The 25,900-nt window shown below is 59.1% G+C and carries 23 protein-coding genes; 16 read left to right on the top strand and 7 right to left on the bottom strand.

The window, feature by feature from the left end; genetic code table 11:
• Nucleotides 1-32: 32 nt before the first annotated feature.
• The 4 genes from AAF739_17185 to AAF739_17170 are packed head-to-tail and all read right to left on the bottom strand — an operon-like array spanning nt 33 to nt 3,976.
• Nucleotides 33-1,415: a sulfatase-like hydrolase/transferase gene (locus tag AAF739_17185; GenBank protein MEM6384409.1), complete on the bottom strand. Its 1,383-nt coding sequence runs from the start codon at nt 1,413-1,415 to the stop codon at nt 33-35.
• Nucleotides 1,408-2,346: a dihydrodipicolinate synthase family protein gene (locus tag AAF739_17180; GenBank protein MEM6384408.1), complete on the bottom strand. Its 939-nt coding sequence runs from the start codon at nt 2,344-2,346 to the stop codon at nt 1,408-1,410. Before AAF739_17180 ends, AAF739_17185 begins: the two co-directional genes overlap by 8 nt.
• A gap of 2 nt (nt 2,347-2,348) precedes the next feature.
• A complete protein-coding gene (locus tag AAF739_17175; protein MEM6384407.1) occupies nt 2,349-3,044 on the bottom strand; it encodes an FCD domain-containing protein in 696 nt (231 codons plus the stop codon).
• An 11-nt stretch (nt 3,045-3,055) separates the two neighbouring features.
• A complete protein-coding gene (locus AAF739_17170) occupies nt 3,056-3,976 on the bottom strand; it encodes an N-acetylneuraminate lyase (GenBank protein MEM6384406.1) in 921 nt (306 codons plus the stop codon).
• A 125-nt stretch (nt 3,977-4,101) separates the two neighbouring features.
• Between AAF739_17170 and dctP the strand changes: the two genes are divergently transcribed.
• The 5 genes from dctP (at nt 4,102) to AAF739_17145 (ending at nt 9,336) form a co-directional block, all read left to right on the top strand.
• On the top strand, nt 4,102-5,100 hold the full coding sequence (dctP, locus tag AAF739_17165) for a TRAP transporter substrate-binding protein DctP (GenBank protein MEM6384405.1): 999 nt from the start codon (nt 4,102-4,104) through the stop codon (nt 5,098-5,100).
• A 143-nt stretch (nt 5,101-5,243) separates the two neighbouring features.
• A complete protein-coding gene (locus tag AAF739_17160) occupies nt 5,244-5,798 on the top strand; it encodes a TRAP transporter small permease subunit (protein MEM6384404.1) in 555 nt (184 codons plus the stop codon).
• Nucleotides 5,795-7,084, top strand: coding sequence for a TRAP transporter large permease (locus AAF739_17155; GenBank protein ID MEM6384403.1), 1,290 nt, complete (start codon nt 5,795-5,797; stop codon nt 7,082-7,084). Before AAF739_17160 ends, AAF739_17155 begins: the two co-directional genes overlap by 4 nt.
• Before the next feature lie 4 nt (nt 7,085-7,088).
• Nucleotides 7,089-8,597, top strand: a complete 1,509-nt coding sequence (locus AAF739_17150; protein MEM6384402.1) for a sulfatase-like hydrolase/transferase — start codon at nt 7,089-7,091, stop codon at nt 8,595-8,597.
• On the top strand, nt 8,557-9,336 hold the full coding sequence (locus tag AAF739_17145; GenBank protein ID MEM6384401.1) for a phytanoyl-CoA dioxygenase family protein: 780 nt from the start codon (nt 8,557-8,559) through the stop codon (nt 9,334-9,336). Before AAF739_17150 ends, AAF739_17145 begins: the two co-directional genes overlap by 41 nt.
• A 384-nt stretch (nt 9,337-9,720) precedes the next feature.
• Here AAF739_17145 and AAF739_17140 read toward each other — a convergent pair whose 3' ends face one another.
• Both AAF739_17140 and AAF739_17135 read right to left on the bottom strand, forming a co-directional pair.
• Nucleotides 9,721-11,016: a glutamine synthetase family protein gene (locus AAF739_17140; GenBank protein ID MEM6384400.1), complete on the bottom strand. Its 1,296-nt coding sequence runs from the start codon at nt 11,014-11,016 to the stop codon at nt 9,721-9,723.
• Nucleotides 11,013-11,810 carry an N-formylglutamate amidohydrolase gene (locus AAF739_17135; GenBank protein ID MEM6384399.1) on the bottom strand — a complete coding sequence of 266 codons (798 nt, stop codon included), beginning with the start codon at nt 11,808-11,810 and terminating at the stop codon, nt 11,013-11,015. Before AAF739_17135 ends, AAF739_17140 begins: the two co-directional genes overlap by 4 nt.
• Nucleotides 11,811-11,954: 144 nt before the next feature.
• Here AAF739_17135 and AAF739_17130 point away from each other — a divergent pair, with 144 nt between their 5' ends.
• From AAF739_17130 to AAF739_17095, 8 genes are read left to right on the top strand one after another with little or no spacing between them, the layout of a single operon-like run.
• Entirely contained in the window at nt 11,955-13,790 is a 1,836-nt protein-coding gene (locus AAF739_17130) for a branched-chain amino acid ABC transporter ATP-binding protein/permease (GenBank protein MEM6384398.1), read from the top strand.
• 17 nt (nt 13,791-13,807) lie between these two features.
• A complete protein-coding gene (locus AAF739_17125; GenBank protein MEM6384397.1) occupies nt 13,808-14,965 on the top strand; it encodes an ABC transporter substrate-binding protein in 1,158 nt (385 codons plus the stop codon).
• A gap of 4 nt (nt 14,966-14,969) precedes the next feature.
• Entirely contained in the window at nt 14,970-15,671 is a 702-nt protein-coding gene (locus AAF739_17120; GenBank protein ID MEM6384396.1) for an ABC transporter ATP-binding protein, read from the top strand.
• A gap of 14 nt (nt 15,672-15,685) precedes the next feature.
• Entirely contained in the window at nt 15,686-16,573 is an 888-nt protein-coding gene (locus tag AAF739_17115; GenBank protein MEM6384395.1) for a branched-chain amino acid ABC transporter permease, read from the top strand.
• A 38-nt stretch (nt 16,574-16,611) separates the two neighbouring features.
• The gene (locus tag AAF739_17110) at nt 16,612-17,478 is read left to right on the top strand and encodes a MurR/RpiR family transcriptional regulator (GenBank protein MEM6384394.1); all 867 of its coding nucleotides are present in this window, start codon (nt 16,612-16,614) and stop codon (nt 17,476-17,478) included.
• A 38-nt stretch (nt 17,479-17,516) separates the two neighbouring features.
• Entirely contained in the window at nt 17,517-18,212 is a 696-nt protein-coding gene (locus AAF739_17105; GenBank protein ID MEM6384393.1) for an isochorismatase family cysteine hydrolase, read from the top strand.
• Between the two features lie 3 nt (nt 18,213-18,215).
• Nucleotides 18,216-19,229 carry a hydroxyectoine utilization dehydratase EutB gene (gene eutB, locus AAF739_17100; protein MEM6384392.1) on the top strand — a complete coding sequence of 338 codons (1,014 nt, stop codon included), beginning with the start codon at nt 18,216-18,218 and terminating at the stop codon, nt 19,227-19,229.
• On the top strand, nt 19,219-20,205 hold the full coding sequence (locus AAF739_17095; protein ID MEM6384391.1) for a cyclodeaminase: 987 nt from the start codon (nt 19,219-19,221) through the stop codon (nt 20,203-20,205). Before eutB ends, AAF739_17095 begins: the two co-directional genes overlap by 11 nt.
• Here AAF739_17095 and AAF739_17090 read toward each other — a convergent pair.
• On the bottom strand, nt 20,202-20,663 hold the full coding sequence (locus tag AAF739_17090; GenBank protein MEM6384390.1) for an Lrp/AsnC family transcriptional regulator: 462 nt from the start codon (nt 20,661-20,663) through the stop codon (nt 20,202-20,204). The genes AAF739_17095 and AAF739_17090 overlap by 4 nt on opposite strands.
• A 118-nt stretch (nt 20,664-20,781) precedes the next feature.
• Between AAF739_17090 and AAF739_17085 the strand changes: the two genes are divergently transcribed.
• The 3 genes from AAF739_17085 to AAF739_17075 all read left to right on the top strand — a co-directional run bounded on the left by AAF739_17085 (nt 20,782) and on the right by AAF739_17075 (nt 25,289).
• Nucleotides 20,782-22,197 (top strand): aldehyde dehydrogenase family protein, encoded by a 1,416-nt coding sequence (locus AAF739_17085; GenBank protein MEM6384389.1) that lies wholly within the window; start codon nt 20,782-20,784, stop codon nt 22,195-22,197.
• Entirely contained in the window at nt 22,197-23,582 is a 1,386-nt protein-coding gene (locus AAF739_17080) for an aminotransferase class III-fold pyridoxal phosphate-dependent enzyme (protein ID MEM6384388.1), read from the top strand. The genes AAF739_17085 and AAF739_17080 overlap by 1 nt, the downstream gene beginning before the upstream one ends.
• Nucleotides 23,583-24,083: 501 nt before the next feature.
• Nucleotides 24,084-25,289, top strand: a complete 1,206-nt coding sequence (locus AAF739_17075) for a DEAD/DEAH box helicase (protein MEM6384387.1) — start codon at nt 24,084-24,086, stop codon at nt 25,287-25,289.
• Nucleotides 25,290-25,900 lie beyond the last annotated feature (611 nt).

The raw sequence follows: 25,900 nt of genomic DNA, 5'->3' as shown, positions 1-25,900 counted from the left end.
TTGATAGTGAAGTCACGTCCGACAGCGAGCACTCACGATCTTAGTTCAGCTTGAAATTCGTCGCCCAACTCAGCCATCCACGCGGCAAGAACTCTCCGGAGCTCAGACAAAGCCGGTTGCTGCGCGCTGTCATGTGCAAGATTGGTGGTCTCGAAGGAATCGGCAGCAAGATCATACAGTTCCTCTTCGCCATCGAGATGCCAGATGTACTTTTTGGCGGATGCCTGAACCATCCGCCAGGGAACCGTTCCCATCCAGTCGCCAAGCGGTCGGTGAAGAGCGAACAAGGGCCTTAAATCCTCCTGTTGATCTTCTCCGCGCAACGCACCACCCAGACTTAAACCCCGCCAGTCTTCATGCCTCGGTAGACCGCAAAGGTCTGCCAGCGTCGGTGCGATATCGATCAGACTGGCGGGCGTTTGGCTCCGCACATTTTGGCGCACACCTTCAGGCCAGCGAACAATCAGGGGAACACGGATCGATTCCTCATAGGCGACCATCTTGTGCCAGAGCCCATGGGCCCCGAGGTTTTCGCCATGGTCGGACAGGTAAACTATGATTGTGTTGTCGAGGATGGCTTCGGCTTCGAGTTGCTTAAGGACCCGGCCAAGCTGGTCATCGATGAGCGAGGTGAAGCCCCAATAAACCGCGTAGCTTTTGCGCCACTCCTCAAAAGTGCTTCCATGGTCGAGGAAAAGCTGCCGATAATAGCTCGTCCGGTTGGATGCTGGTTCTCCTGCCTGAGGCCCGAAGTTCAAAGGCTCTTGCACCATCTTTGGGTCGTACATCGAGAAGTACGGCTCCGGGATCATGAAGGGAGGGTGCGGGCCGTTGAAGGAACAGACTTGAAAAAACGGCCTTGATCGGTCGCGGGTCCGTAAATGCTCAATGGCGATATCGGCTATATAGGCATCGTTGGTGGTTTCGGTCGGCATGTTGAGCGGTAAGGCGACCGGCGTCGACATCGATGGCGTCCTAGTGGTCCGCACCCTTGGGTCATTAAAGGTCCAGCCATCGACAAGGCCCTGCTGCTTGCACCAGCCCGAGTAAACAGCCGTGCTGTCGCCTGCATCGCGGTCGGTAAACCGCCCGATATTGTCATGGCCCAGATGCCACTTGCCAGCGTAACTGACCTGGTAGCCGCCAGCACGGAACGTATCGAGAAGCTGGCAGTGGGTGAGCGCGCTCGTGGTGTTGTCCATCATGTCGTTCTCATGCGGAAAACGACCCGTGAACAGCGCTGCACGTGAGGGAAGGCAAAGCGGACAAGGTGTGATGGCCCGCTCGAAGCTCACCCCCTCGGAAGCCAATCGATCCATGTGCGGGGTTTTGCAGGCTGTCTTGCCGAGATAGCCCAATGTATCCGCCCGCTGTTGATCAGACATGACCAGCAGTACGTTGGGCCGCTCAGACATGGCTGGGAACCTCTTCTAGGAACTCGGGAATGTGGCGTCTTGCTGCGCGCGCGATGTGTTCAACTTCGGCCTCTGATGCTCCCTCGTATGGCCAAAGCAGGCGAGGCGAAATCTCCGTCCAGCCGCCGGCGGCAGCCATCGCCTTGTCGCAGGCAAAGCCTGGCAAACCGCGCTTCAAAAGCGGTGCAATAGCATCGTTCATGAAGCAGTGGATACGGCTTTCAAGGTCATGTGCGTCCTCTGTCTTTAGGCTGCACCAGTTGACTGCCGCTGTGGGAGAAAGACAGGCCATGTTGGAGTAGCTCCCATGCGCTCCCTGCATGGTGCCGCTATGGTAGTGATGTCCTGGGATGAAAACGCTGAGGCGCTCAAACACTGGCATCATTTGCCGGTACCAGTCCGCATCTCCGCCGCCGCATTTAACGCCGGCGAGCGCCGGGATCTGATCGCATAGGGCAAGGATCTGTTTGGGGTTCAGCACCGTCTTCGCAAATGGCGGATTGTATAAAACGAGGGGGGTGCCGCCCGCGGCTTCGGCACATCCTGATAGGAAGCGTTCGACAGTGGCCAGGTCTATCGGCGTCCAATCCGGCAAGGTGACCTGAACGCCATCTGGCTCCAACGCGTCCGCATAGCGGACCCGGCTTAGGCTACCCGGCGCCAACGGATGGGAGGCAGCAATCTGGAACGGCAGTCCATGGCACCTTGCCGCCTTCGCGGTAGACTCCGCTACGGCTTTAAAATCCGCATCGCTGAGGGAATGAAACTCCGATACGGTTCCGCCGACATAGATGCCGTCGCAGCCCGATACAGCATACACAGCGATCTGATCATCGATCACCGAAAGGTCGTGTGTTCCGTCCTCCTTGATGGCCAGGAGCACCGTGGCCCAGACCCCGCGAAAGCGTATGGCACCGCCTGCGTCCGCCACCGCTAGCTTGCTTGCGGCGCGTCTTTGCGCGTCAACAGATGCGTGCGCACAGCGTCGGCGGCTGCCGCGGGGTCTCTGCACTCAATCGCTTCAACAATTGCATCGTGCTGCGCAATAACCCGCGCATGAATGCTTTCAAGGCCAGGACCAAGCTCGGGATTGTACAAACCCCATTCGATCAGTGATCCATGTAGAGCCTTAGCGACCGCGTTCTGCTGCACCCCCATCAGGGAATGGTGAAAGGCTTGATCGGCGTCGCGAAAGGCCTTTGCATGGCCCTTTGCAGCGCCGCAGGCCGACAGCGCCGCGCGCATTATGGCGACATCATCGTCATTACGGCTGCGTGCGGCTTCGGAGGCCGCGAAGGTCTCAAGCATGACCCTGAGATCGTAGAAGTCGGACCTATGGGACGCATTGGCCAGCATAGCTTGCACCATGTCGGTGATGGCATCCATCGCGCTCCCTGGTGTTGGAGCCATCACAATGGGGGCAGCCCCCCGCTTGAGACGGACAAAGCCTTTTCTTTCCAGCATCAAGAGCGCTTCTTTCACCGACGGACGTCCAACATTGAACATTTCCATCAGTGTGCGCTCAGACGGCAACTTACTCCCAGCGGCGTACTCTCCTGTTCGAATGGCCTTGAGGATGGCTTCCTCAATCTGCTCGCTCAGTCGAATGCGCCCTAAGGTCGTGTCCATAAGCCCTCCACTCAGCCCGATGCCACCGATTGATTCCGGTGCGCAGATAAGCTGGTGGCCGAAATCAAGTCCATGGCGTCGTCGAGAATGGTGGTCTGCTTACGGGATAAGGGCTCGAAGGGCCTACGACACGGCCCCATGGCAAGACCAAGCTGCCCGAGCATGTGCTTGAGCGCGGGCAGAACGCCCACCGAGACGAGGACATCGATCAAACGGTTGGCATCACTTTGGTGGAGCTGCGCTACTGCCTGATCACCTGCCTTCCATGCGTCAGCCAGCTTGAGTATGCGCGCCGCCTGAAGATTGTAGGTCGATCCGATGCCGCCATCGGCGCCCATTGAGAGGCCGGCCAGCAAGGTTTCGTCAAAGCCGTGCAGCAAGCAGGCCCGTGGTGCCAACCGCCTCAGTTGCTCGAAGGCGTAGAGATCGGAACAGGTATTCTTCACACCTGCCACATTCGGCAACTCGAGCAGCTGGGAGAGTTCTTCCGGTGTCCAGCGAACGCCCGACAGCGCGGGAAAATTGTAGATCAGAAAGGGAAGATCGGTCTGGCCGGCAAGCCAGCGATAATGGGCGACGATCTCGCCCATACCGTACTGATAGTAGAACGGTGGCACGGCGGATATCGCGCCATAATCTGCCGCCGCCGCAATGGATGCAAGCGATGCCGAAACAGCCGGGTTTGGATCGCCGACATGTGCGATCAAGGTTGTCCGCCCATCGCTTGCTTCAGCCACCAACTGAAGCAAACGCGCGCGCTCTTCAATCGTCATCAGGAACGCTTCACCTGTGCTGCCTCCCACATAAAGGCCGTGCAGTCCGGCCTTTAAGTTGTGGTCAACCAGGTCACCCACTGTGCGATCGGCGATCGACGACCCATCGGTGGTGAAGGGTGTCGGAAGCGCCGCGAAATAGCCGCTCAGAATTTGCATAGACTTCCTTCAGGACATTGAATTTGCGTTGCAATTACAAAGTGGCATGACATGTTGACATTATGCTAATATGATATGTAGGCTACGTCAATGTGAATGGCTGTTCGTTTGTCTGGGAGGAAACAATGACAAGAACAACGACGCTGACGGCTCTGGTTGCCCTTTCGTTCGGCTTCGCGGCGGGCGCCGCTTCCGCGCAAGAACTGAAGTTTTCGACCACCGGCAGCGGTAGTGATCCCGACGTGATCGCAATGCAGATGTGGGCCGACTATATCGAGGAGAATTCAGACCTCGAGGTTGAGGTGTTCGACAGCGCATCACTTGTGGAGCAGGGCAGACAGGCTCAAGCCCTCGCTCGCGGAACGGTCGATGCTGCGTACATGTCGCCGGCATGGTTCACCGAGGGCGCCCCGCAGTGGGAGATCTTCGCAACGCCGTACCTTTTGAGCGGGCCAGACCACGTTTGCGCCGTGCGCGGCAGCGACCTGTTCGAACAGATGGTCGCCGAGCTTCGCGAGGCCATGGATATCGTGGTGCTCGACGCGGCCTATCAGGGGACGCGCACGTTGAACTTACGGCAGCGCATGGATGTGATGACCCCGGCCGACCTTGAAGGCGTTTCGCTTCGCGTGGTCCCGTCACCATCGAACATTTTGATGGGTGAAGGCATGGGGGCCCAACCGACCCCAGTTCCGTTCTCCGAATTGTATCTGGCGCTGCAGACCGGCACGGTCGACGCGCAGGAGAATCCACTGACGCTCATCCACTCGCGCCGCTTTTATGAAGTAACCGAGCAGATCGTGACCACCAACCACAAAGCGCTCATCCAGTTTCCAACCTTCTCTGAGCGTTCGTGGGACACTCTGACCGCGGAACAGCAACAGGTCGTCTCGGATGGTGCGGCGGTTGCTATGGCAGCCTACTCGCAAAGCGTGGTCGAACAGGAAGCGTCGCTGCGTGCTCAATTGGAAGCTGAAGGCATCGTCTTCACCGACCCAGATCGGGAATCGTTCCGCTCTGCGGTCCAGCAGGCCTTCCTCGAAAGCGAGTTGGCTGAGGCCTGGGAAGAAGGCATGTTCGAACAGATCGCAAGCCTTGAAATCCCAAGCGAGTGCGAGCTCTAGGCCATACATCGATGCCTTAATTCCGGCACAGGTCCGAATTCCGACCTGCGCCGGTTTTGCGCGGCCATCGTGAATTAGGTTCACTTGTGTGAAGCTTTTCGATCCGTCCCCGAAAGGTTCGCACGCTTTGAAAGGCCTGTGCCTTGCCGATAGAGCCCAATCCCGAGCAATCCGGTCTCCCCCCAACCTCATCGGCGCCAGCGCCCGAAACGCGCACGGCTGCCTTGCTTGATCGCATCCGCGCGCTTGCGGAAGTGTTGTCCGCAGCACTGTTCGCAGCGCTGTTCCTGACCTTTGTTGCACAGGTCTTCTGGCGCTACGTCTTGGACGATCCATTGGTGTGGACGCTTGAGGTGGCGGGCCTGCTGTTTGTCGTCGTGAGCTTGTTCACCGCGGCAACGCAAATGCCCATTCGCGAGCACGTTGCGCTCGACCTGGTCGTTGAAGCGTTCCCCAAGCCGGTCACCAAGCTCATGCGATCTGTTTCGCTGCTCGTCTTTGCAGTCGTGATGCTTCTGTCGGTTCCAGACACCCTTGCAGTTCTGGAGTGGATGTTCGGAGAGCGCACGTTTGCTTTGCGTCTCAACCTGGGTTGGCTGTTCGTTTTGATGATCGGCTTCGTCATCATCTATGCGGCGCGCGCGCTTATTGAGACCATCGCGCTTTGGCGCGGCGAAAAATCGACGAGCGAACGGTGATCTTCGATCCATTACACTGGGCCGCACTGTTCTTTGCGGTCCAGATTCTGCTGGGTCTCCCCATCGGCATGGTGCTCATCTCGACCGTCGTTGTCTGGGCGTTGGCGTCGGGTGCCGATGCCAGTCTGATGGCCGAGCGGGTTATTTTCGCATCCGTTGAGAACATCATTGTCATTGCGATCCCGCTTTTTATCTTCACCGCCAAAGTGATGGACCACGGGGGGATTTCGAAGCGATTGCTCGATTTCTGCCTGGCGCTGGTCGGTCACCGGCCCGGCGGCCTTGCACAAGTCAACATCGTCTCATCGATCATCTTTTCAGGCATGAGCGGCGACGCGACGTCTGACGCATCGGGCATCGGCCAGGTGCTCATCAAGATGATGCGCGAGGAGAACCGGTACCCACCGGCCTACGCCGCCGCTGTCACCGTTGCATCCTCCTCAATTGGCCCGATCATTCCGCCATCTATCCCCATGCTGGTCTATGCCTTCTTCGCGGAGGTCTCCATCGGCGCGCTGTTTCTGGCGGGAATTCTGCCCGGCCTACTAATGGGCGGTGCTATGATGGCGCTTGTTGCCGTGCAGGCGCGCCGACGTGGGTTCCCGGTCGAGAAACGGCTTGCCGGGGGCCTAATGCTGTCTGCAACGATTTCTGCGATCGGGCCGCTTTTGATGCCCGTGATCCTGCTCGGCGGGATCTATTCGGGTGTCTTCACGCCGACGGAAGCCGCAGCCGTGGCGGGCAGCTACGCGGTGCTTCTATCGGTTTTTCTTTACCGTCAGTCATCATGGGGTGCGCTCTACAATGCGCTTGTCGAAAGCGCGCGCCAGTCCGGCATGGTGTTTTTGCTCATCGGGGGTGGGTTCGCGCTCAACTACGTTTTCACGGTCGAACGCATCACCGATCAGATCACCAGCTTTATCCTGGCGCTGGAGATCACGCAGCTGCAGCTCCTGTTTGTGGTGCACGCTGCTTTCATTGCCATGGGCATGTTCCTCACGAAGGCCCCGATGATGTACGTCGTCGTCCCGGCTCTATTACCCGGGCTTGCCGCGGCGGGCGTCGATCTGGTGCATTTCGGTGTGATTATCGTCCTCAACATGATGGTCTCGATGATCACGCCGCCCATGGGTCTGATGGTATTCATCGTCGGGGGACTGGCGAAGATTCCCATCGGTCCAATCTTCCGCGAGAGCGTCCCGTTCATGATCACGCTTTATGGCGTGATGTTCCTCATCACCGTTTTTCCGCAGCTGGTTCTTTGGCTGCCGAACCTTGCGAGATAGATTGATGAGCTTTCGCAATATTCTTCTCATCGGCGTCGATCAAATGCGATCCGACGTGGCTGGACCGGGCAAGACAGTGCCCGCGCAAACCCCCGCGCTCGATGCGCTTTACGCAGACAGTGCCAGCTTCACACGCGCTTACTCGACCTGCCCGCTGTGCTCGCCTGCTCGCGCGTCGATGTTCACAGGCGACTACGCTTTCCGGCACGGCATGGGCACAAACTGCGATATGTACCACAGCCTCGCGACGGAGCTGCATGACCCCTCCCGGCTGCTCCACCATGTTTTTCGTGAGGCGGGATACAGAACCGGCTTCATCGGCAAATGGCATGTTGGCACCAAAAAGGGGCCTGGTGCGTTCGGCTTTGAGGGGATGGACCTTGCCGGCTATGGCAGCGTTACCCAAACGCCTGAGTTTCAGGCTTACCTTGCGAGCGCCGGGCTGAAATATTCCGTTCGACCCACGGTTTTCCTCAACCCTGATCAGCAGACTATGCTGGCGGGTGATTGGCTCGGCTCAGTCGCCTCAACGCCCTCCTATTACCTGACCGAGCGCACCATCGCCCTTCTATCGGACTACGCCGAGCGCGATGAGCCGTTCTTCGCGACGGTTCAGTACTGGGACCCGCACCAACCCCATCTCGTTGCCCATGAGTATCGCGGAGTGACTGATCGGTCGGCAATCGAAGCGTGGCCTAACTTTGCAGACGATCTGATGGCCAAGCCACGGCGGGTGTCGCGCGAACGCGACGATTTCTACCGCCTGCATCCGCGGACGGAAGCGGAGTTGATCGCCTATATCGGCCATTACTGCGATCATATGGCCATGCTTGATGCACAGATCGGCAGGTTGCTCGATTGGCTCGACACCAGCGGATTGGCGGACGGCACGCTCGTCGTTTTCACCTCCGATCATGGCGACATGACCGGCGCCCATGGCGGCCTGATCGACAAGGGCTTGCTCTATGAGGAGGCGATCAAGATTCCGCTTCTCTTGCGGCACAGGAGCATAGCAAGCGGGCCACGCTCGCAGCTTGTATCGAACATGGACATCCTGCCGACTGCACTTGATCTGTTGGGCATGAAATGCCCCGATCGACACGGCGTCAGCGTGAAGCCGAGCCTTGAGCAACCCGAGTCAGAAGGCCGGCAGGCTTTGCTCGTCGAGTACCATGGCCTGCGCTTTCTGTATTCCCAGCGGGCGATGATCTTCGAAGGGGGCGAGAAATTCATCTTCACGCCCGGCGATGATGACGAACTGTACGATCTGAACGCCGATCCGGCCGAATTGCACAATCTGGCAGATGACCCTGCCGCGGCAGAAACCCTTCAAGCATGCCGCCTCGCCATGATTGCCGAAACCGCCCGTCTTGATGATCCGCTGCGCGACTGCGTCGCCAAGTTTAATGGACAATGGCGAACAGGGTCAGGGCAGTTCGATGCCACCGCGGCGTTTGACAAGGAGAGCGCTCATGAACGCGGCACGCGACCCGGCAAGCCCGGAGAAGACTAAAGCCACGTTCGATGCCGACGGCTTTGCTGCGTTCCATCCTCTGCTCGATGGTGAGCAGATGGTCGAGGTGAACAAGCAGCTCGATCGTTTCTTATCCGCGGTCGTTCCCGCTATGCCCGCTGACCGGGTGTATCGCGAAGACCCTGAGGACCCCTCGAGCATCAAGCAGCTGCAAAAGATGTTCGAGTATGATCCATGGGCGGAGGAACTGATCGAGCAAAGCCAGATCAGGGAGGTTGCCGAAACCGTGCTTGGCGAGCCGGTTCGGGCCGTGAACATGCAGTATTTCAACAAGCCCCCTGGCATCGGAAAGCCGACCCCACCGCATCAGGACGGCTACTTCTTCCATCTCAACCCGTGCCGTGCCGTCACTGGCTGGCTGGCGCTCGAGCCGGTTTATGAGGAAAATGGCTGCGTTCACTACGTGCGCGGGTCGCACCGGCAGGAGGGTTTTCGCCCGCATGCTCCAAGCGGCGTTCTGGGGTTCTCGCAGGCGATTACTGACTTCGGAACGCAAGCCGATCACGCTGATACTGTCGCGATGCCAGGTGGCCCCGGAACGTTCCTCATCCATGATGCGAAGACCGTTCATTGGGCAGGCGCGAATACATCTTCAACGCGGTCACGTCGGGCGCTTGGTTTCATCTACTATGCCAAGAGCGCGGTTTTCGACGAGGAGGCACACGCCGCTTATCAAAAACTGTTGAAGGACCAATTGGCCGCGGAAGGAAGGATTTGAGGTGCAAAGGCTATTGAACCCGCCAGACGGTCGGGGCGGGCAGTCTTTGACGAGCGCTTCGATGGGAGTTATGTCGGCTTCGCCGCCACCAGCGGACCAGCTTGGCATTACGGTGTGCGGCGTTCGCTTAATCTTCCCTGCAGTATACCGCCTGTACTCGGCGATAGTGGACACTGTGCGGTGCGGGGGCTTACGACAGGTAAAGCAAGCCAATTGAAATAGGAATTTTGCCCGAGTTGGAGGCCCAAGTGGCGTTGTCGCTTAAATAGCTATAACCAGCACCTTCCTGATGACCAGCTTGTGCTCAAGCGTTACTGGTAAGCAACCACATCGGCCTTGTTCCCGACAATCAGGAGCGGCCACAAAGACCGCGTCACGCCAGGGTCAGTAGACGGTCAAGAGCCGCCGAGCCATCTCCTCAAAGTCGAGGTCTTGGGCATGCCGGGCGTCGTTGCGACGGCATGAGATGTAGGCTGCGGTCAGGTCTGGACCAAGCCATCCTTCAACCTTTATGAGCACCTCATCGGTCAACAGCTCGTCCATTGCTGTCGGCAAGTGGGACAAGCCCATAGCCCGAAGTTCTTGCTCGGCGATGGTGGCCGGATCCCGATCAACGCTGGTGGGTGATAAAAGCCCCCTTTCGATGCCATCGAGCCCGGCACGGATGAGCGCCGAAAGCATTAGGTAAACGTTCGCGGTGGCATCACTGGTCCGAAACTCCATTGAGGCACCAGGGTATGTTCCATCGCCGCCTTGCTGTCGGGGCACGACACGAACCATCGCTTCACGGTTGCGCAAACCGGCACAAATGTAAGTTCCAACCCAGTGTTGGGGCTTATAGCGCTCATAGGAGTTGGGCGACGTGACAGATAAGAAGGTGAGCGCATTGGCTGCTTTAAGCAGGCCAGATAGGAACGCACCAGCGTGTCCCTCGACCCACTCGTTTTGGACCGTCACGTTGTCATCGCCTCGCCACAGTGAAAAGTGCACATGAACGCCGTTGCCGACCTGATCCATGGCTGGCTTCGGCAGGAAGCTCGCTTGAAGACCCAAGTCTCCAGCGACGTTTCGAATGGCCTCCAAGGTCAGGACGGTGCGGTCGGCGGCCTCCAGCGGCCCTGCGGGTTGCCCAGCGATCTCATACTGGCCCGGACCATATTCGGCGACAAATTGGTCCAAGGTGAACCCCGCGCCTCCGAGGACGCTGAGCACGCGCTCGGCCAGCGGCGCCCCCAGCCTGCCGGCAGACGGCGAGAACGCTATATGGTCGGAGTTGTCGAGCCCCCGAACAGTGAACTCATGCTCAAAGGCAAGCTTGAGTGTGAGGCCTGTTTTCGCCTCGAGATCCGCCACCGCAGACTTCAGGGCGGTTCGGGGGCAGCATGTCCAGGGTGAGCCATCGCTCTGTGCAAACTCGCACAAGGTGATGTCGTAAGCGGGTTTGTTACCGTCAGTGAGCGTGATGGTGGCGTCAGGGATCGGCATGAGCCGGATCTCGCCAACGGGTCCAAATGGATTATCTGGCGGCAACGTGTTGAGCGCGCCGATCGTGATGTTCGCTGGGACCCACGGCAATCCGCCTTCGAGCGCGGCTTGGCGGCGCGCCGACGGAACGGATCGCCCGCGGACAATGCCATTAAGTTCTTGGTTTCCAATGAAACAGAAGTGCTCGGCCATCATGTCACCATGTCGTGAGTCAGTCTCGCGTCAACATCAGTCAACGCTGCACGCAAAACGCGCGCCAAACGGTTTGCCCACACCCGACATCCCGCCTCATCAACCAAGAGGTCCTGGCGCACCTCAAGCTCGACGGACACGATGCCGCGCGCCTCGCCATGAACAGGAATGGCGTAGTCCAGCTCATCGGAAACCCGATAGGGCTGGTTTTCTCCCACGATCAGATCAGGTTCGGTCCTTAGATGCTTGATCAGAGGATCAGCCAAGCGGAAATCACGGTTCCATAAAACACCGACATGCCACGGTCGAGGCTCCGGAAAATCGCCATGGCGGGGCGTGAAACTGTGCAATGCGACGAGAACCGTCGGTTGCCCTACCTCGTCTCGACGACGCAAGACATCGATAAACCGCGCGTGGTAGACGTCGAATATCTCGCGCACGCGGACCGCTCGCTCGGCCTCGCTCAGGTTTAGGTTGCCTGGAACCCGTATACCGTCACTGACGGCTGGAACTGCGTCGGCTTGATGCGGCGGCCTGTTGCAGTCGATGACAAGGCGCGAATAGGGTTGGAACAGGAAGGCTGCGTCCAACAAGTCGGCCAGGATGCGCCCCATGGGCTTAACGCCCACGTCGATCCCAATATGGCGTGTCAGCTCTTCCGGTGGCAGCCCCAGCGCATTGAGTGCCTTTGGGACCAGATTGTCCGCGTGGTCACCGGTGAGCAAAAACGGGCTCTGACCATCTTCATTATAGATTGAGAACGGCTCGGGCTCGTCCGCCTGAAGGAGCGTTACCACCGAAAATCCTCGCCTTGTGCCCACACGTTAGGCAATTGCCTTATGAATATTCATTTTTATATTCATCAAAATTAGGACATAAAGAAAATGCATTGACAAGGTTAAAAAATAGCGATTGCCTTGCGTTGACTTACGCGAGGTCCAATGCAGCTGACAGTTCAATCCCCGTTCAAACCTCTCGCAGAAGCAGCGCTTTTGGCGGCTGTTGTGGTCGGCGGCATTGGCCTGTTGGCCATGCTTCCGGGCCTGCCCGGGGTTCGGATCGCGACATTCTTCGCCGTCAACGTCTGTGCCGTTCTTGCGTTTCAGGTCTTCAGCGGAAACTCAGGGGTCGTCTCGTTCGGCCATACCGCCTTTATGGGTGTGGCGGCGTATGTGTCGGCTTGGATCACGATGCCGTCGACCATGCTCAATCTCAATCTGCCCAACTTGCCGGCCATTCTGGGCGGCTATGAGTTGGCGCTCCCCGGGGCTTTGGTAGTTGTCGCAATCGTAGGCGGCCTCTTGGCCCTGATTTCCGGGCTTGGGATCTCACGGCTAAACGGCGCGTCGGGGGCGATCGCAACACTGGGCTTTGTGATCATTATCTATTCAACCCTCGCCGCTGCCGTCGAATTCACGCGGGGCAACCAGGCCTTCTTTGGCATTCCCCGATACACCGACGTGTATGTCGCAACCGGTGCGGCCTGCTTGTTCATTGTTGCGGCCAGGCTGTTCCGCGAGAGCCGGTATGGGTTGGCGTTGCGCGCCATCCGGGATGACGAGGTTGCCGCATCCGCGCTGGGGGTTTGGCCCTATAAGGCGCGGCTGATTGCCTGGGTGGCCTCGGGGATTATGGCCAGCCTCGCGGGTGCGCTTTACGGCCACATGCTCGGCGCGTTCAGCCCACGCGACTTTTATCTCGCGACGACATTCGGTTTTGTTGCCATGCTCATTTTGGGCGGCATGGGTACGGTTACTGGGGCCGTTGGCGGCGTCGTGCTCGTGATGGGCATTCGAGAGGTCCTTCAGCGTTTCGAAGGCGGCGCCGTCATTGCAGGGTACGAACTGCCTGATCTGTTCGGCCTCCAAGTGCTCGGCGTTAGTTTCGCGATGCTCGCCGTGTTGAAATACCGCCGCGACGGGCTGATGGGGCGCTATGAGCTCGCAGAACGCTGGACGTGGCCCAAGCGGGTCGAGGTCGATCCGACGCCGGCCCGAACGGTCGATCAAAGCGAAGCGCCAGACCTGCGAATTGAGAAGGTTGGAAAGACGTTCTCGGGGTTGGTCGCGCTCGATGATGTCTCTTTCAAGGTACCGGTGGGCTCGGTCACAGGGCTCATCGGGCCCAATGGCGCCGGCAAGTCTACCCTCGTCAACGCCATAGGCGGCGCGTCCGCCGCAACATCTGGTGGCGTGTGGCTTAGCGATGCGCAGATCGATAGCGCGCCTCCCTATCGCGTCTCCGGGCTGGGTGTCGGTCGAACGTTTCAGAACATCCGCTTGTTCTCAAACCTAACCGTCGAAGAGAACGTCATTGTTGCCGGTCTCGCGCGCGGCTTGCCAATGCGGCGTGCGCGCGAGGTCGCCGCTCGTGAACTGTCGTTGATGGGCATCTTCGAGGAGGCCACCCGGCGTTCGGGCGATCTGTCGTATGGCGCCCGCCGCCGCTTAGAGATCGCTCGAGCGCTCGCTCAGTCGCCATCGTTTTTGCTGCTTGATGAACCGGCGGCCGGCATGAATCCGGCCGAGACCGCCGATTTGGGCGCGCGCCTGCGCGACATCGCTTCGACCCGCGGCATCGGTCTTCTTCTCATCGATCACGACCTCACCTTTGTGATGGAGCTTTGCCACCGCGTGGTCGTTTTGAACCGTGGGATCCTCATCGCCGATGGGACCCCGGAGGAGGTCCAAAAGGACCCTGCCGTCATCGGGTCTTATCTCGGGACGCGCGCCACCCAGGCCGGGCTTCATGCAGCCCAGTCTTCCAACGTTGCTTGAAAACAGAAGGGGAAGTCATGAAGCACTATCTTGGAACAACAGCCATTGCGGCTGTTCTGGCAGCGAGCATGCCATTCGCTGCCTTAGCCGATGATGAGTATGTCATTGGGGTCGCGGTCGCCAACTCCGGTGGTCTCGCGCCGTTCAGCCAGCCTTCGTTCGATGGGTTTAGCTACTGCGTCGACCAGAAGAACGCGGAAGGCGGCATTGCCGGTCAGTATCCGATCCGGCTCGAAGTCCGCGACACCCGGTCTGACATCGCCGAGGCCGTGAAGTTTGCTCAAGAGTTTGTCGATCTTAGCGTGAACTTCATTGTGGCACCTCCGGATGGCGATCCGACGATGGCGATGGGTCAAATCACGAGCCCGGCCCAAATCCCAACTATGACGTTCGCTGGCACGGCACCAATCCTGACATCGGCCGGTGACTATGTCTTTGGCAGCTACCCCGCCGATAACCAGCAGGCCGCTGTGCTCGGTGCCTACGCTGCGGAGCTAGGTTACAAATCCACTTGGATTCTCACCTCGCCGGACGCCGCCTACACGCAGTTCGGACCGCGGTACTTCGCTGCCGCGTTCGAAGCCAATGGTGGAACTTTGCTTGGGGAGGGATCGTTTAGCATGGGCCAGCCGGACTTCTCGGCGATCGTGACAACCATCCAAAACCTCGATCCTCAACCCGATGTCATCATGACATCCGCATGGGAGCCCGACTTCCCCGCCTTCATTCGCGCGCTGCGCGGTGCGGGCGTGGACATCCCAGTTATGGGTGCCGACGTGCTTGATACGCCGACCGTGCGCGGCCTTGGCGATGTCGTCGAAGGCATTGTGCACACATCAGGCGGGTACGCAGCTGATGGGAGCGACCATGCCGAGTTCAACGCAGCGTTTGAAGCAGCGACGGGGACCGTGGCTGACACCAACTACGTGGTGAACGGCTGCGATATCCTCGGCATGATCGATGCGGCAGTGCAGGCCGCCGGCTCAACCGATTCAGCCGAAGTCGGGGTGGCTTTGGCCAACCTCAGCGAGACGCCTGGCATCATGTCGAGCTTCACGTTTGAAGGCACCAATCGGATGCCCATGCGTGAAGTTGTTCTGGCGCGCATTGAGGGTGGAGAGAAGGTTTTCATCCGCCGTCAGCTGGCCGATCCTGAGACGATGCCAGCGCCCTAAGTCGATGTTGGATGTCACCGCCCTCCAGGTGCGCTACGGCGCGATCGAGGCCGTTCGCGGCCTCGATCTCAGCGTCGGCAAAGGCGAGATTGTCGCGCTTTTGGGCGCGAACGGGGCTGGCAAGTCGTCGACCCTTGCGGCGATTTCTGGCCTCGCGGTCTGGGGCGGTGACATTCAATTCGAAGACCAAAGCCTGAAAGGAAAGTCTCCTGAGGCCATCACCCGGGCCGGTATCGGCCTCGTACCTGAGGGCCGAAGGATTTTCGCCGGCTTGACGGTATCGGAGAACCTCCTTCTTGGCGGGGCCGTCCATGCGCCGCCAGTTGAATTGCGCCGCCGGGCAGCGCGGATGCAGGAGCGCTTTCCCATCCTCGCTGAACGCCGCAATCAAAAGGCCGGTCTGATGTCGGGCGGCGAACAGCAGATGCTGGCGATTGCGCGCGCGCTCATGGCGGAGCCAAAACTGCTTCTAATGGACGAGCCATCACTCGGGCTCGCGCCGCAAATTGTTGAAGCGGTCTTCGTTCTTATTGGCTCTTTGCGGGACGAAGGGATCACTATCCTGCTTGTCGAGCAAAACGTGCCCATGTCGCTTGATATTGCCGACCATGCGTTGGTGCTTGCCCAAGGGCGTGCATCGGTGCGGGGGACGACCGAGGAAGTAGCAAACTCCGGCGCCGTACAGGGCGCTTACTTGGGTCAGTAGGAGACGTCGACGCGATGGAGCTCTTTGTTCAACAGACCATCAACGCTCTGAGCCTTGGGGGCATTTATGCGCTTCTTGCACTCGGGCTCGCGGTCGTCTTCTCAATCGTCAGGTTGATCAACTTCGCCCATGGCGAGGTGATGACGGTCACCGGATACGGCATATGGTTCATCTTGCTCAGCGGCTTCCCAGTCGGCCTTGCGATTGCGTTTGGTGTGGTTGCCGCCATCGCCGCATCCATGTCGATGGAACGGGTCGCCTTCCGCCAGATGCGGGGCGCAGATGTGACGACCCTTCTGATAACTTCTTTTGCCGTCAGTCAGATCATCCAAGTCCTGTTTCAAACTGGCATCTCAGCGCGCCCGGTGGCCGTTATCCTGCCTGATTGGTTGACGGACAGCATCATGATCGGATCGGTCCGCGTTGGCATGGTCTCGGTCCTGTCGATAGCAGTTGTGATCATTTCCCTAATCGCCTTGAGACTGGTGCTAACCCACTCCGTCACGGGCATCGCGATGCGCGCGGCGGCCGAGGATTTCGCCGTTGTGCGGCTCATGGGTATTTCGGCCAACCGGATTATCGCGACCGCTTTTGCAATATCGGGCGCCTTGGCTGGGATAGCAGCCGTGTTGTGGGTGGCAACACGGGGATCAGTTGATCCATTGATGGGGGCTATCCCCGTGCTCAAAGCATTTATCGCAACGGTTGTCGGCGGGCTTGGCTCGCTCGGCGGTGCCGTTATTGGCGGCTTTGTGCTGGGTATTGTGGAGGTCTATCTTCAGGCATTTTTGCCCGAGACCCTGTTGCCCTATCGCGACGCGATAGCGCTTTCGATCATTGTTGGGATATTGGTTTTGCGGCCGGATGGACTTCTGCCCGGCGTCAGCACCAATCGAAGCTGACAGACCATTTGGTCACTGTCAGCGAAGGAATATGCCCCTTGATCGTTCGAAGTCTCATCGATGCAAAATTCAATCAGCTGTCCGCCAGCGAGCGGCGGATCGCGAAAGTCATTACGGAGCGTTATCCAATCTCAGCCCTTGGCGGTATCGAGGACATTGCAAAGCGCGCTGAGGTGAGCGCACCCACGGTGACCCGGTTTGCAAAGCGGCTTGGCTTTGAACGTTTCAACGATTTCCAACGCGCCATTCGCAGCGAGGTTCAGGACAATGAATCGTCGCCGCTGGCGCTGTTTGACCGGTATCACAAACGCGGCACCGATGGCGGCATCCTCGCCGACCTTGCAACGTCTATTGCGCGCCTTGAGGACGATCCCGCTGCGACCGCGATCAAACAAGCCGTTGAAACAATCGCCGCTAGCCGCGGGCGTATCTATTGCCTGGGTGGACGGTGGAGCTCGGTGGCCGCACAATATCTCGCCTTTCAGCTCGCGACGATGCGCGGCGAAGTCCACGTCCTGAGCCCTCAGGCATCTGGCCTTTGGGTCGACAGGCTGTGCGATATCAAGCGCAGCGATGTTTTGGTGCTGTACGATTTCCGGCGCTACCAGGAAGAGATGTTTGCGGTCGCGGAGATCGTTCGCGGGCGCGGGGCAAAGATGGTCCTGATCACCGATGTGGACCTTTCGCCCGTTTGCGAGCTCGCAGAAGTTACCTTGCCGGTGGCGGTGGCGACAACCTCTCCACTCGACACATTGGCGCCGGCAATCGCGGCAACCGACGCGATCCTCGCGTCACTGGTTGATATCTACAAAGACCGCTCTTCTGCCCGCATGAAGCTGCTCGAAGAGGTCCGCAACAAGACCGGCGCGGGCGCCAACTTGGACGCGCTGCGTTGGCAAAAATGACCCGAACTCAAACAGAAACGATCCGATGAGGACATGCGATGCCGACGCCAGTTCCCGCCATTGATGCCGCACACGGTGCTTACCGCGAGCGCGCGGTTGAGCTGGCCAAAACAGCCTTGCTCTCGGTTGATATGCAAAACGCAGAGTGGACGGCGGACCGGCAACGTTTAGCTTCTGACCCAATATCGCACGAAGCCAGAGAGAAGTACTTCCTGAACCGTGTTGGCGATGTGCTCATCCCAAACCAACAGCGCTTGCAAGCAGCCGCCCGCGCGGCGGGCGTTGAGGTGATTTACACCACCATCGAAGCCTACACGCTCGATGGTCGGGACCGGAGTTTGGACCATAAGATTTCGGACCTGTTTTTCCCGAAAGGTTCATGGGAGGCGAAGGTTATCGACGCTGTCGGACCGGAGCCGAACGACATCGTCATCCCGAAGACAGCGAGCGGCATCTTCAATTCGACCAACATCGAATATGTGCTGCGCAATCTCGGGATCGAATATCTGATCATCTACGGCGTCTGCACTGATCAGTGCGTGGAAGGCGCCATTCGAGACGCAGCCGATCGCGGCTTCTTAGTGACCCAGGTCGAAGATTGTTGTGCGGCCAACGAAGAGCGGCGGCACGACGTCTCGATCGATCAGATGAAGGGCCATTACTGCCGGACCCGTTCAACCGACGAGATGATCGCTGAGATCGAAATGCTCGCGTCTGCCCGGCAAACCGGTTGAACTGTGGTCCAGGCCCTATCACTTGCCGATATATTGGCAGCCCGTCGAACCATCGCTGGCGTTGCCGATGCGACCCCTCAATTCGTGTCGCCCTACCTCAGCAAACATGCTGGATACCCGTTCTGGCTGAAGCTTGAAAACATGCAGCCGATAGGCGCATTCAAGCTCCGCGGTGCCGTAAATGCAGTCGCGCAGGTTCCAGCCTACACCGAAGGTGTGACCTGCTGCTCCACCGGCAATCATGGCCGCGGCGTTGCGTTTGCGGCGCAACGAGCTGGTATCGAAGCGATTATCTGCATGTCAAACTTGGTGCCCGAGACGAAGCGCCAAGGAATCCGTGCTTTGGGGGCGACGGTGCGTATTGTCGGTCAGAGCCAAGATGATGCCCAACGCGAGAGCGAACGGCTTGCCCGAGATGAGCGCTTGGTGGAGATCTCACCCTTCGACAACCCCTTTGTGATCGCGGGCCAGGGCACGATTGGCGTTGAGATGCTTGAGGCGGCGCCCGATCTTTCTTGTCTGCTAATGCCTCTATCTGGCGGAGGCTTAGCAGCAGGCGTCGGACTCGCGGCAAAGGCCATCAATCCCCGCATTGAGCTCATCGGCTTGTCGATGGATCGGGGCGCCGCCATGCACGCATCTCTTCAAGCCGGGCATCCCGTGGAAGTGACCGAGCACGTGTCGCTCGCCGATAGTCTTGGCGGCGGTATCGGCCTCAACAATCAGCTGTCTTTCCCGATGTGCCGCGATCTGCTCGACGACGTGATTTTGGTCACGGAGGAGGAGATCCAGCACGCCATGCAGGTTCTCTATTTTGAAGAACGGCTGGTGGCGGAGGGTGCATGTGTTGTCGGTATTGCTGCCTTGCTGGCCGGAAAACTGCCGACGCTCCATGGGCCCGTCGGTACCATCATTACCGGCAGGAACGTCGACATGGCGCAGTTTACGCAAGTGGTGACCGGCGAAAATGTCGTTCTTGGCAACATGACGCTCCGAGGACGTCGCTATGCCGCGTGACATTCAGATCGTCACGGAGCAGCAACTGCGCGAGGTCATCGGCCTCGATGCGGTTTTGGTTGATGTCGTCGAGCGCACGTTCGTAGCTTTGTCGGGAGGCAAGGTGATCATGCCGCCGGTCTTGTCCATGGACTTGGCTCAGATCCATGGCGAGGTCGACGTCAAGACGGCCTACATCCCAGGCTTTGAGGGGTTCGCGATCAAGGTAAGCCCGGGTTTCTTCAACAATCCCCAACTGGGCTTGCCCAGCCTCAATGGCCTGATGGTGCTGTTTGCAGCGCGGACGGGCCTCGTTGAAGCAGTCTATCTCGACAATGGCTATCTAACCGACCTGCGCACCGCCGCCGCGGGCGCTGTGGCAGCCCGCCACCTCGCGCCGTCATCGGTCGAGACGGCCGGCGTGCTCGGGACCGGGGTCCAAGCGCGTTTGCAGATGCAGGCGGCGCATCTGGTGCGCCCCTTCAAGAGTGGTCTCGTCTGGGGCCGTGATGCCAGTAAAGCGAAAGCGTGCGCAGACGACTTGAGCGAAGCTTTAGGGGCGCCGTTCTCGGCAGCAGCGTCGGTGGAGGATGTCGTGAGCGCGTCTCAGCTCGTCGTGACGACAACCCCATCACGCGAACCGTTGCTCACCGCGGAGATGCTCCATCCGGGCCTTCATATCACGGCCATGGGATCCGATCAGGCGGGCAAGAATGAGATCGCGCCACCTGTGTTGGCGGCCGTCGACGCCTATGTCTGCGATGCGCCAGCCCAATGCGCGGCACTTGGCGAGTTACGCGCGGCGCTTGCCTCGGGTGATTGGAAGGGTGGCGAACCGCTGGAACTGGGCGCGCTTGCGTCTGGTGCGACAACCGGCCGTTCAAGTGATGAGGCAATCACCATCTGCGATCTGACCGGCACCGGCGCGCAAGACACGGCCATCGCCTGCCATGTCCGGGCGCTGTTTCCCGATGAAGGTCACGTGATCGCTGTCTAAACCGGTACCGAGTAAGACGCTTTCACGCGGTCCATGACGACCATTGTCTTGAAGCCCTTGATGTGTGGGCTTCCATAAAACACGCGGCGGCTAAACGCCTCAAAATCTTCCATGTCGCGCGCTGTTACGATCATCAAAAAATCCGCCTCTCCGGTCAGATAGTAGCCCGACATAATTTCTGGCGTTTCCCGCACGAGGCGTTTGAAAGCATCGACGATATCGACCCGCTCGCGCTCTAACGTGAGCGTGACGACCAAAGTAAGGGGCCGCCCGACGGCCCTTGGTGAGACGATGGAAACGTCGCTCTCGATAACGCCTGCGGCGCGTAGTTTTTTCAATCGCCTCTGGCAGGCCGTTGGCGACAACCCAGTGGCTTCGGCAAGTGCGTCCCCGGTCAATCGGTTGTCTTGTTGCATCATGCGCAGCAGTCGGCGGTCGAAATCGTCAAGCTCAAGCATGAATTCAGCGCTCATGTATCATTTTTGCAGAAAATCTGCGCCAATAAGACTGATTTGAAGCCCATCGGCGTACAGCCTTTGTATCGTTGGTTTTTCCAGATGGCAAAACGGGCGATCAATGTCTGCCGCATCACTCGCTGCATTGATGGACGTGACCGATCCCGAGAGCGGAGACGTGGTTGGTTCCGTGCCAGCCCTTGAGGCCGGCGATGCCGTTGCGGCGCTCGACCGCTCAAGCGCAGTTCGAGACAGGATGGCAACGCTTCCGACGCATGCCCGCATGGCGGCGCTTCACGCTACCGCTTTGAAGCTCGAGACAGAGGCAGAAACTGTCGTGACGCTCATCGCGAGCGAGGGCGTCAAAACGGTCACCGAAGCGCGCAGCGAGGTGAAGCGCGCAGCCGAAACGCTGCGGCTGTCGGCTGAAGCTGCTCGAAGCCTGCAGGGCGAAATAATCCGCTTTGACCAATACCCGACAGGCACTGGCCGGTCCGGATGGGCAGAGCCTACGCCGGTTGGTGTCGTGCTCAGCATCACGCCCTTCAACGACCCGCTAAACCTTGTGGCGCACAAGCTTGGTCCCGCGGTCGCTGCAGGATGCCCCATCATCCTAAAGCCCCATGAAGCCACGCCGTTGTCCGCCCTTTGGTTGCCTGAAGCGCTTTGCCAGCACCTGCCGGAGGGCGCCATTGAGGTGCTGACGGGCTACGGCGCGGACCTGGTCCCGCCCTTACTCGCCGATGATCGCGTGCGCCTTGTGTCGTTCACCGGCGGCCTTGAGACGGGCCGCAAGATCGCCCAGGCTGCAGGCCTCACCCGGCTGGTGATGGAACTGGGGTCCAACTGCGCGACGATCGTGATGGATGATGCGGACCTCGATCTGGCGATCGAGGCCTGCCTGTCAGGCGCGATTGCCGCTGCGGGTCAAAACTGCTTGCACGTCCAGAGGATCATTGTTCACCACGGCATCTACCCAGTCTTTCGCGATCGCCTGGCTGATGCGATCAAGGCCGTTGTGACCGGGTCGAAGAAAGACCCGAAGACGCAAATGGGCTGCATGATAGATGAAGACGCGGCCATACGCGTGGAATCGATGGGAAAGAGCGCGGTTGCAGCTGGGGCCACTTTACTTGCCGGCGGCCATCGTGAAGGTGTCGTCTGCGCGCCCACGTTTCTCGATAACGTGCACCCCAACGATCCAATCCTGCGCGATGAGGTGTTCGGCCCGATCACCGCGCTGCTTGTCGCGGACAGCATCGATGATGCCATCGCCCAGGCCAACGCGACCCCTTTCGGCCTTCAAGCGGCGATTTTTACCCAGCGGCTTGACCATGCGCACCAGGCCGTTCGCGGCTTGGACGTGGGTGCGGTTATCGTCAACGACAGCACTGACTATCGGCTCGACGCCATGCCATTTGGCGGCACAGGATCCTCAGGGATCGGGCGCGAAGGTGTTGCCGCCGCTGTTGCCGCCATGAGCGAACCCAAAGTGTCCTGCTTTCGCTGGCCGTCTTCATTCTTAGGAGCGCATTGATGAGCCTTGAGACCTTCCCCAACGACGTTCTCGATCGATGGGATCGAGACAATTTCATGCATCCCTCGACCCACCTCGCTCAACATGCGCGCGGCGATAGCTCAAGCCGGATTATGTCCGGTGGTGAGGGAGTTTACATCCACGATCGTGATGGCAACCGTCTGCTTGACGCGTTTGCCGGCTTGTACTGCGTCAATGTTGGTTATGGTCGCCAAGAGATCGCGGAGGCGATCGCCGATCAAGCCCGAGAATTGGCTTATTATCATGCCTATGCGGGGCACGGGACCGAGGCGTCGATTACGCTGGCCAAGATGGTGCTCGACCGTGCGCCCGATCACATGTCGAAGGTCTATTTTGGGTTGAGCGGCTCGGATGCCAACGAGACCAACATCAAGCTCGTTTGGTACTACAACAATATTCTTGGGCGGCCGCAGAAGAAGAAGATCATCTCGCGCTGGCGCGGCTATCATGGGTCGGGTCTGATGACGGGATCACTGACCGGCCTGAAGCTGTTCCATGCGAAGTTCGATCTGCCGCTTGAGAATGTCATTCACACCCAAGCGCCTTACTTCTACCGGCGTCCCTGTACTGGCATGGATGAGGCCGCTTTTGTCGCCGACTGCGCCGCCCAACTGGAGGCGCTCATCGATCGTGAGGACGCGGACACGATTGCTGCCTTCATAGGCGAGCCAGCGCTCGGTACCGGAGGCTTGGTGCCGCCACCACCGGGCTATTGGGATGCCATTCAACCCATCCTAGACAAGCATGACATCCTCTTGATCGCCGATGAAGTGGTGACTGGCTTTGGCCGTTTGGGGTCCATGTTCGGGTCGCCGCACTGCGGCATGAAGCCGGACTTCATCACCATCGCGAAAGGGCTTACGTCTGCCTACGCGCCCCTATCGGGCTCTATCATTTCCGACCGCGTATGGGCGGTGCTTGAGCAGGGTACCGACGAGAATGGCCCGATCGGCCATGGCTGGACCTACTCAGCCCACCCCATTGGGGCGGCGGCTGGTATCGCCAACTTGAAACTGGTTGACGATTTGAACCTTCCCGCAAACGCGGCCAACACCGGATCTTATCTCAAACAAGCCCTGACGGACGCCATCGGCAATCACGCCCATGTCGGTGAAGTGCGAGGAGAAGGCCTGCTCTGTGCCGTCGAGCTCGTCGAGGACCGCAGCTCGCGGGCCTTCTTCGATCCGGCCCAAAAGGTTGGCCCGTCGGTGGTCGCAAAAATGTTGGACCAAGGCGTGATCGCCCGGGCCATGCCTGAAGGCGACATCATTGGTCTCGCCCCGCCCTTGTGCTTGTCCAAGGGCGAGGCTGAGAAGATCGTCGAGGCGATCGATTGGTCTCTAGCTCAGACGTTTGGTGGCTAGAGCCGATGGCGCGCAGATGATTGTCCCAGGCAGGTAACGCTGGCGCTTGGTCATGGTTTGCACGGGCAAGAAACTGGCCATTCCCCGTCGACATCGCGAACCCATCACCGCTTGGCGCCACAGCACATACATCTGGCCGCGCCCTTTTTTGGATCGCGAACCGTTGCCGAGCCTATGTCCGCTTGGCCGCCAGGTGCGAAAGGTCCTGATCCGAACAGCTGCCACGACATGAGTGCGATGTTTGCCACCCTCTCATTGACAATGGCTCTCATCCCCTCCACATGAGTACGACGTCATTGCTTTGCCGCGTGAGCAAGCGGGCTATTGCCCGGCCCCGGCCCTGACGCATCGTTTTCCCATATCACGAAGGGTGGACGCGAACCCGGCAAGGAGCCCGGCACAATGAGGTGCGGGCGCTTTTGCTGTGGTGACCCCCCAGGTCAGCACGCGATCAGCGCTGCTTGGCCCCCACCGGACGCATACGTCCGTGCAAGGAACTTTATGAACTTCTGTGAACTCGGGCTGAATGCCCGCATGGTCTCCCGGTTGAAGAACCTAGGATTGACCCAACCTACTCCAATCCAGGCAAAAGCCATTCCGTACGCTTTGCAGGCACGGGATGTGCTCGGCATCGCCCAGACCGGCACCGGTAAAACAGCTGCTTTTGGCATTCCCTTAGTAGTGGCCTTATCGAAACAACAGGAGCGGCCCCGCCCGAAAGGCGCTCGAGGGCTGGTTCTTGCCCCAACACGAGAGCTTGCTGGCCAGATCGTTGAAAACCTAAAGGGCCTCTCGGCTGATTTGCGCATCATGCTTGTGGTGGGCGGCAAGTCGATCGGTACTCAGGCGAATAAGCTGGCTCGCGGTACCGATATCCTAGTGGCAACGCCCGGCCGGCTGATTGACCTGATGGACCGCAAGGCCGTCGATCTGAGCCAAACGCGATTTCTCGTATTGGACGAGGCAGACCAGATGCTGGACATGGGTTTTATCCATGCGCTTCGCCGTATAGCGCCGATGCTGAACCGCGACCGTCAGACCATGATGTTCTCCGCAACCATGCCGCCGTTGATGGAAACGCTGTCCCGCGACTACCTTTCCGATGCCGCGCGGGTCGAAGTCTCGCCTCCGGGCAAAGCCGCTGACAAGGTTAGCCAGGCCTTGCATTTTGTGGCGAAGGACAAAAAACAGGAACTGCTGGTTAAGCTACTGAGTGCTCATCCAGACGAGCGTGCGCTGGTGTTTTCTCGCACCAAGCATGGCGCCGATCGCTTGGCGAAATCTCTTGACCGGGCGGGTTTCGAGGCGGCATCGATCCACGGCAACAAAAGCCAAGGTCAGCGCGATCGCGCGCTTAACGCTTTCCGTGCAGGATCAATACCCATCCTTGTTGCCACAGATGTTGCGGCACGCGGGATCGATATTCCGGGCGTGCGGCATGTCTACAATTTCGATCTCCCGAATGTTGCTGAGAACTACGTGCATCGCATCGGGCGAACTGCTCGAGCGGGTCGAGATGGTAGCGCCGTTGCCTTCTGTACGGCAGATGAGATGAAAGAACTGAAAGCCATCGAGAAGGTGCTTGGCGCCGAGATAGCGGTGGCAGGAGGCGCCCCATGGAAGAGTGCAGCGCCAATGCAACGGCAGTCACCAAAGCGCCGTTCTCGCAGGCGCTCTCAGCGATCCATCAGTCGCCTTGCTGCTTGAGCGGTGTTGTTTCAGCGGTCAGAAAATCTTGCTTGAGACGGCGGTCGACCACCGCGGCTGCAAAACTGCGGCCAGCATCATCCAAATTGGATGACGTACAACTGGGTTTGACCAGGCAAGTTGATTTGAAGGGCGCGGCGTTAGTTGCGCCCTTTCTAATTTATCGCAGAGCGAAGTAGCTTCATGAGCATTCACGCTTGAGATCGAGCCAATAGGTCCAAGTTCAAGAGAACGTGCCGGGAACACCCATGCATGCTGGTGCCAAACACGTACGTGGAACTGCCCCGCACAACCAGTTTGACGACCTGATCTTTGCGTGGACTGACAGCCAAAAGACGCTGGCGGGCACCCGGTTTTCAGGGTGATTTTAGGGTAGCCTAGCACCGTGCTGATCGACCAGCTTATGTAGGCTTTGCCGCTGACCTGCTCCCCTGAATGTACCCAGTCATAAGCTAGCTCTGTTCACGGTTTGAAGCGCTCCCCAACGCGCCCTCGGTCGGGCATTGGGTTTTCTGGACCAAATCAGGAACACGGGCTGGATGCGTGTTCCGATTTCATCAGGTCCATGGGGACCTTATTGCCGATTGCTCCGTGAGGGCGATGCTCATTGT

It is taken from the genome of Pseudomonadota bacterium, from assembly GCA_039024915.1.
GTDB lineage: Bacteria > Pseudomonadota > Alphaproteobacteria > Rhizobiales > MH13 > MH13.
This window is presented reverse-complemented; position numbering and strand designations above follow the sequence as displayed.

Excerpts from the sequence above, each read along its gene's own strand:
- AAF739_17120 (MEM6384396.1), top strand. The coding sequence starts at position 14,970 with ATGTTGGATGTCACCGCCCTCCAGGTGCGCTACGGCGCGATCGAGGCC.
- AAF739_17075 (MEM6384387.1), top strand. The coding sequence starts at position 24,084 with ATGAACTTCTGTGAACTCGGGCTGAATGCCCGCATGGTCTCCCGGTTG.
- AAF739_17145 (MEM6384401.1), top strand. The coding sequence starts at position 8,557 with ATGAACGCGGCACGCGACCCGGCAAGCCCGGAGAAGACTAAAGCCACG.
- AAF739_17130 (MEM6384398.1), top strand. The coding sequence starts at position 11,955 with ATGCAGCTGACAGTTCAATCCCCGTTCAAACCTCTCGCAGAAGCAGCG.
- AAF739_17115 (MEM6384395.1), top strand. The coding sequence starts at position 15,686 with ATGGAGCTCTTTGTTCAACAGACCATCAACGCTCTGAGCCTTGGGGGC.
- AAF739_17140 (MEM6384400.1), bottom strand. The coding sequence starts at position 11,016 with ATGATGGCCGAGCACTTCTGTTTCATTGGAAACCAAGAACTTAATGGC.
- dctP (MEM6384405.1), top strand. The coding sequence starts at position 4,102 with ATGACAAGAACAACGACGCTGACGGCTCTGGTTGCCCTTTCGTTCGGC.
- AAF739_17085 (MEM6384389.1), top strand. The coding sequence starts at position 20,782 with ATGTCTGCCGCATCACTCGCTGCATTGATGGACGTGACCGATCCCGAG.
- AAF739_17095 (MEM6384391.1), top strand. The coding sequence starts at position 19,219 with ATGCCGCGTGACATTCAGATCGTCACGGAGCAGCAACTGCGCGAGGTC.
- AAF739_17125 (MEM6384397.1), top strand. The coding sequence starts at position 13,808 with ATGAAGCACTATCTTGGAACAACAGCCATTGCGGCTGTTCTGGCAGCG.
- AAF739_17080 (MEM6384388.1), top strand. The coding sequence starts at position 22,197 with ATGAGCCTTGAGACCTTCCCCAACGACGTTCTCGATCGATGGGATCGA.
- AAF739_17090 (MEM6384390.1), bottom strand. The coding sequence starts at position 20,663 with ATGCTTGAGCTTGACGATTTCGACCGCCGACTGCTGCGCATGATGCAA.
- AAF739_17185 (MEM6384409.1), bottom strand. The coding sequence starts at position 1,415 with ATGTCTGAGCGGCCCAACGTACTGCTGGTCATGTCTGATCAACAGCGG.
- AAF739_17175 (MEM6384407.1), bottom strand. The coding sequence starts at position 3,044 with ATGGACACGACCTTAGGGCGCATTCGACTGAGCGAGCAGATTGAGGAA.
- AAF739_17170 (MEM6384406.1), bottom strand. The coding sequence starts at position 3,976 with ATGCAAATTCTGAGCGGCTATTTCGCGGCGCTTCCGACACCCTTCACC.
- AAF739_17150 (MEM6384402.1), top strand. The coding sequence starts at position 7,089 with ATGAGCTTTCGCAATATTCTTCTCATCGGCGTCGATCAAATGCGATCC.
- AAF739_17105 (MEM6384393.1), top strand. The coding sequence starts at position 17,517 with ATGCCGACGCCAGTTCCCGCCATTGATGCCGCACACGGTGCTTACCGC.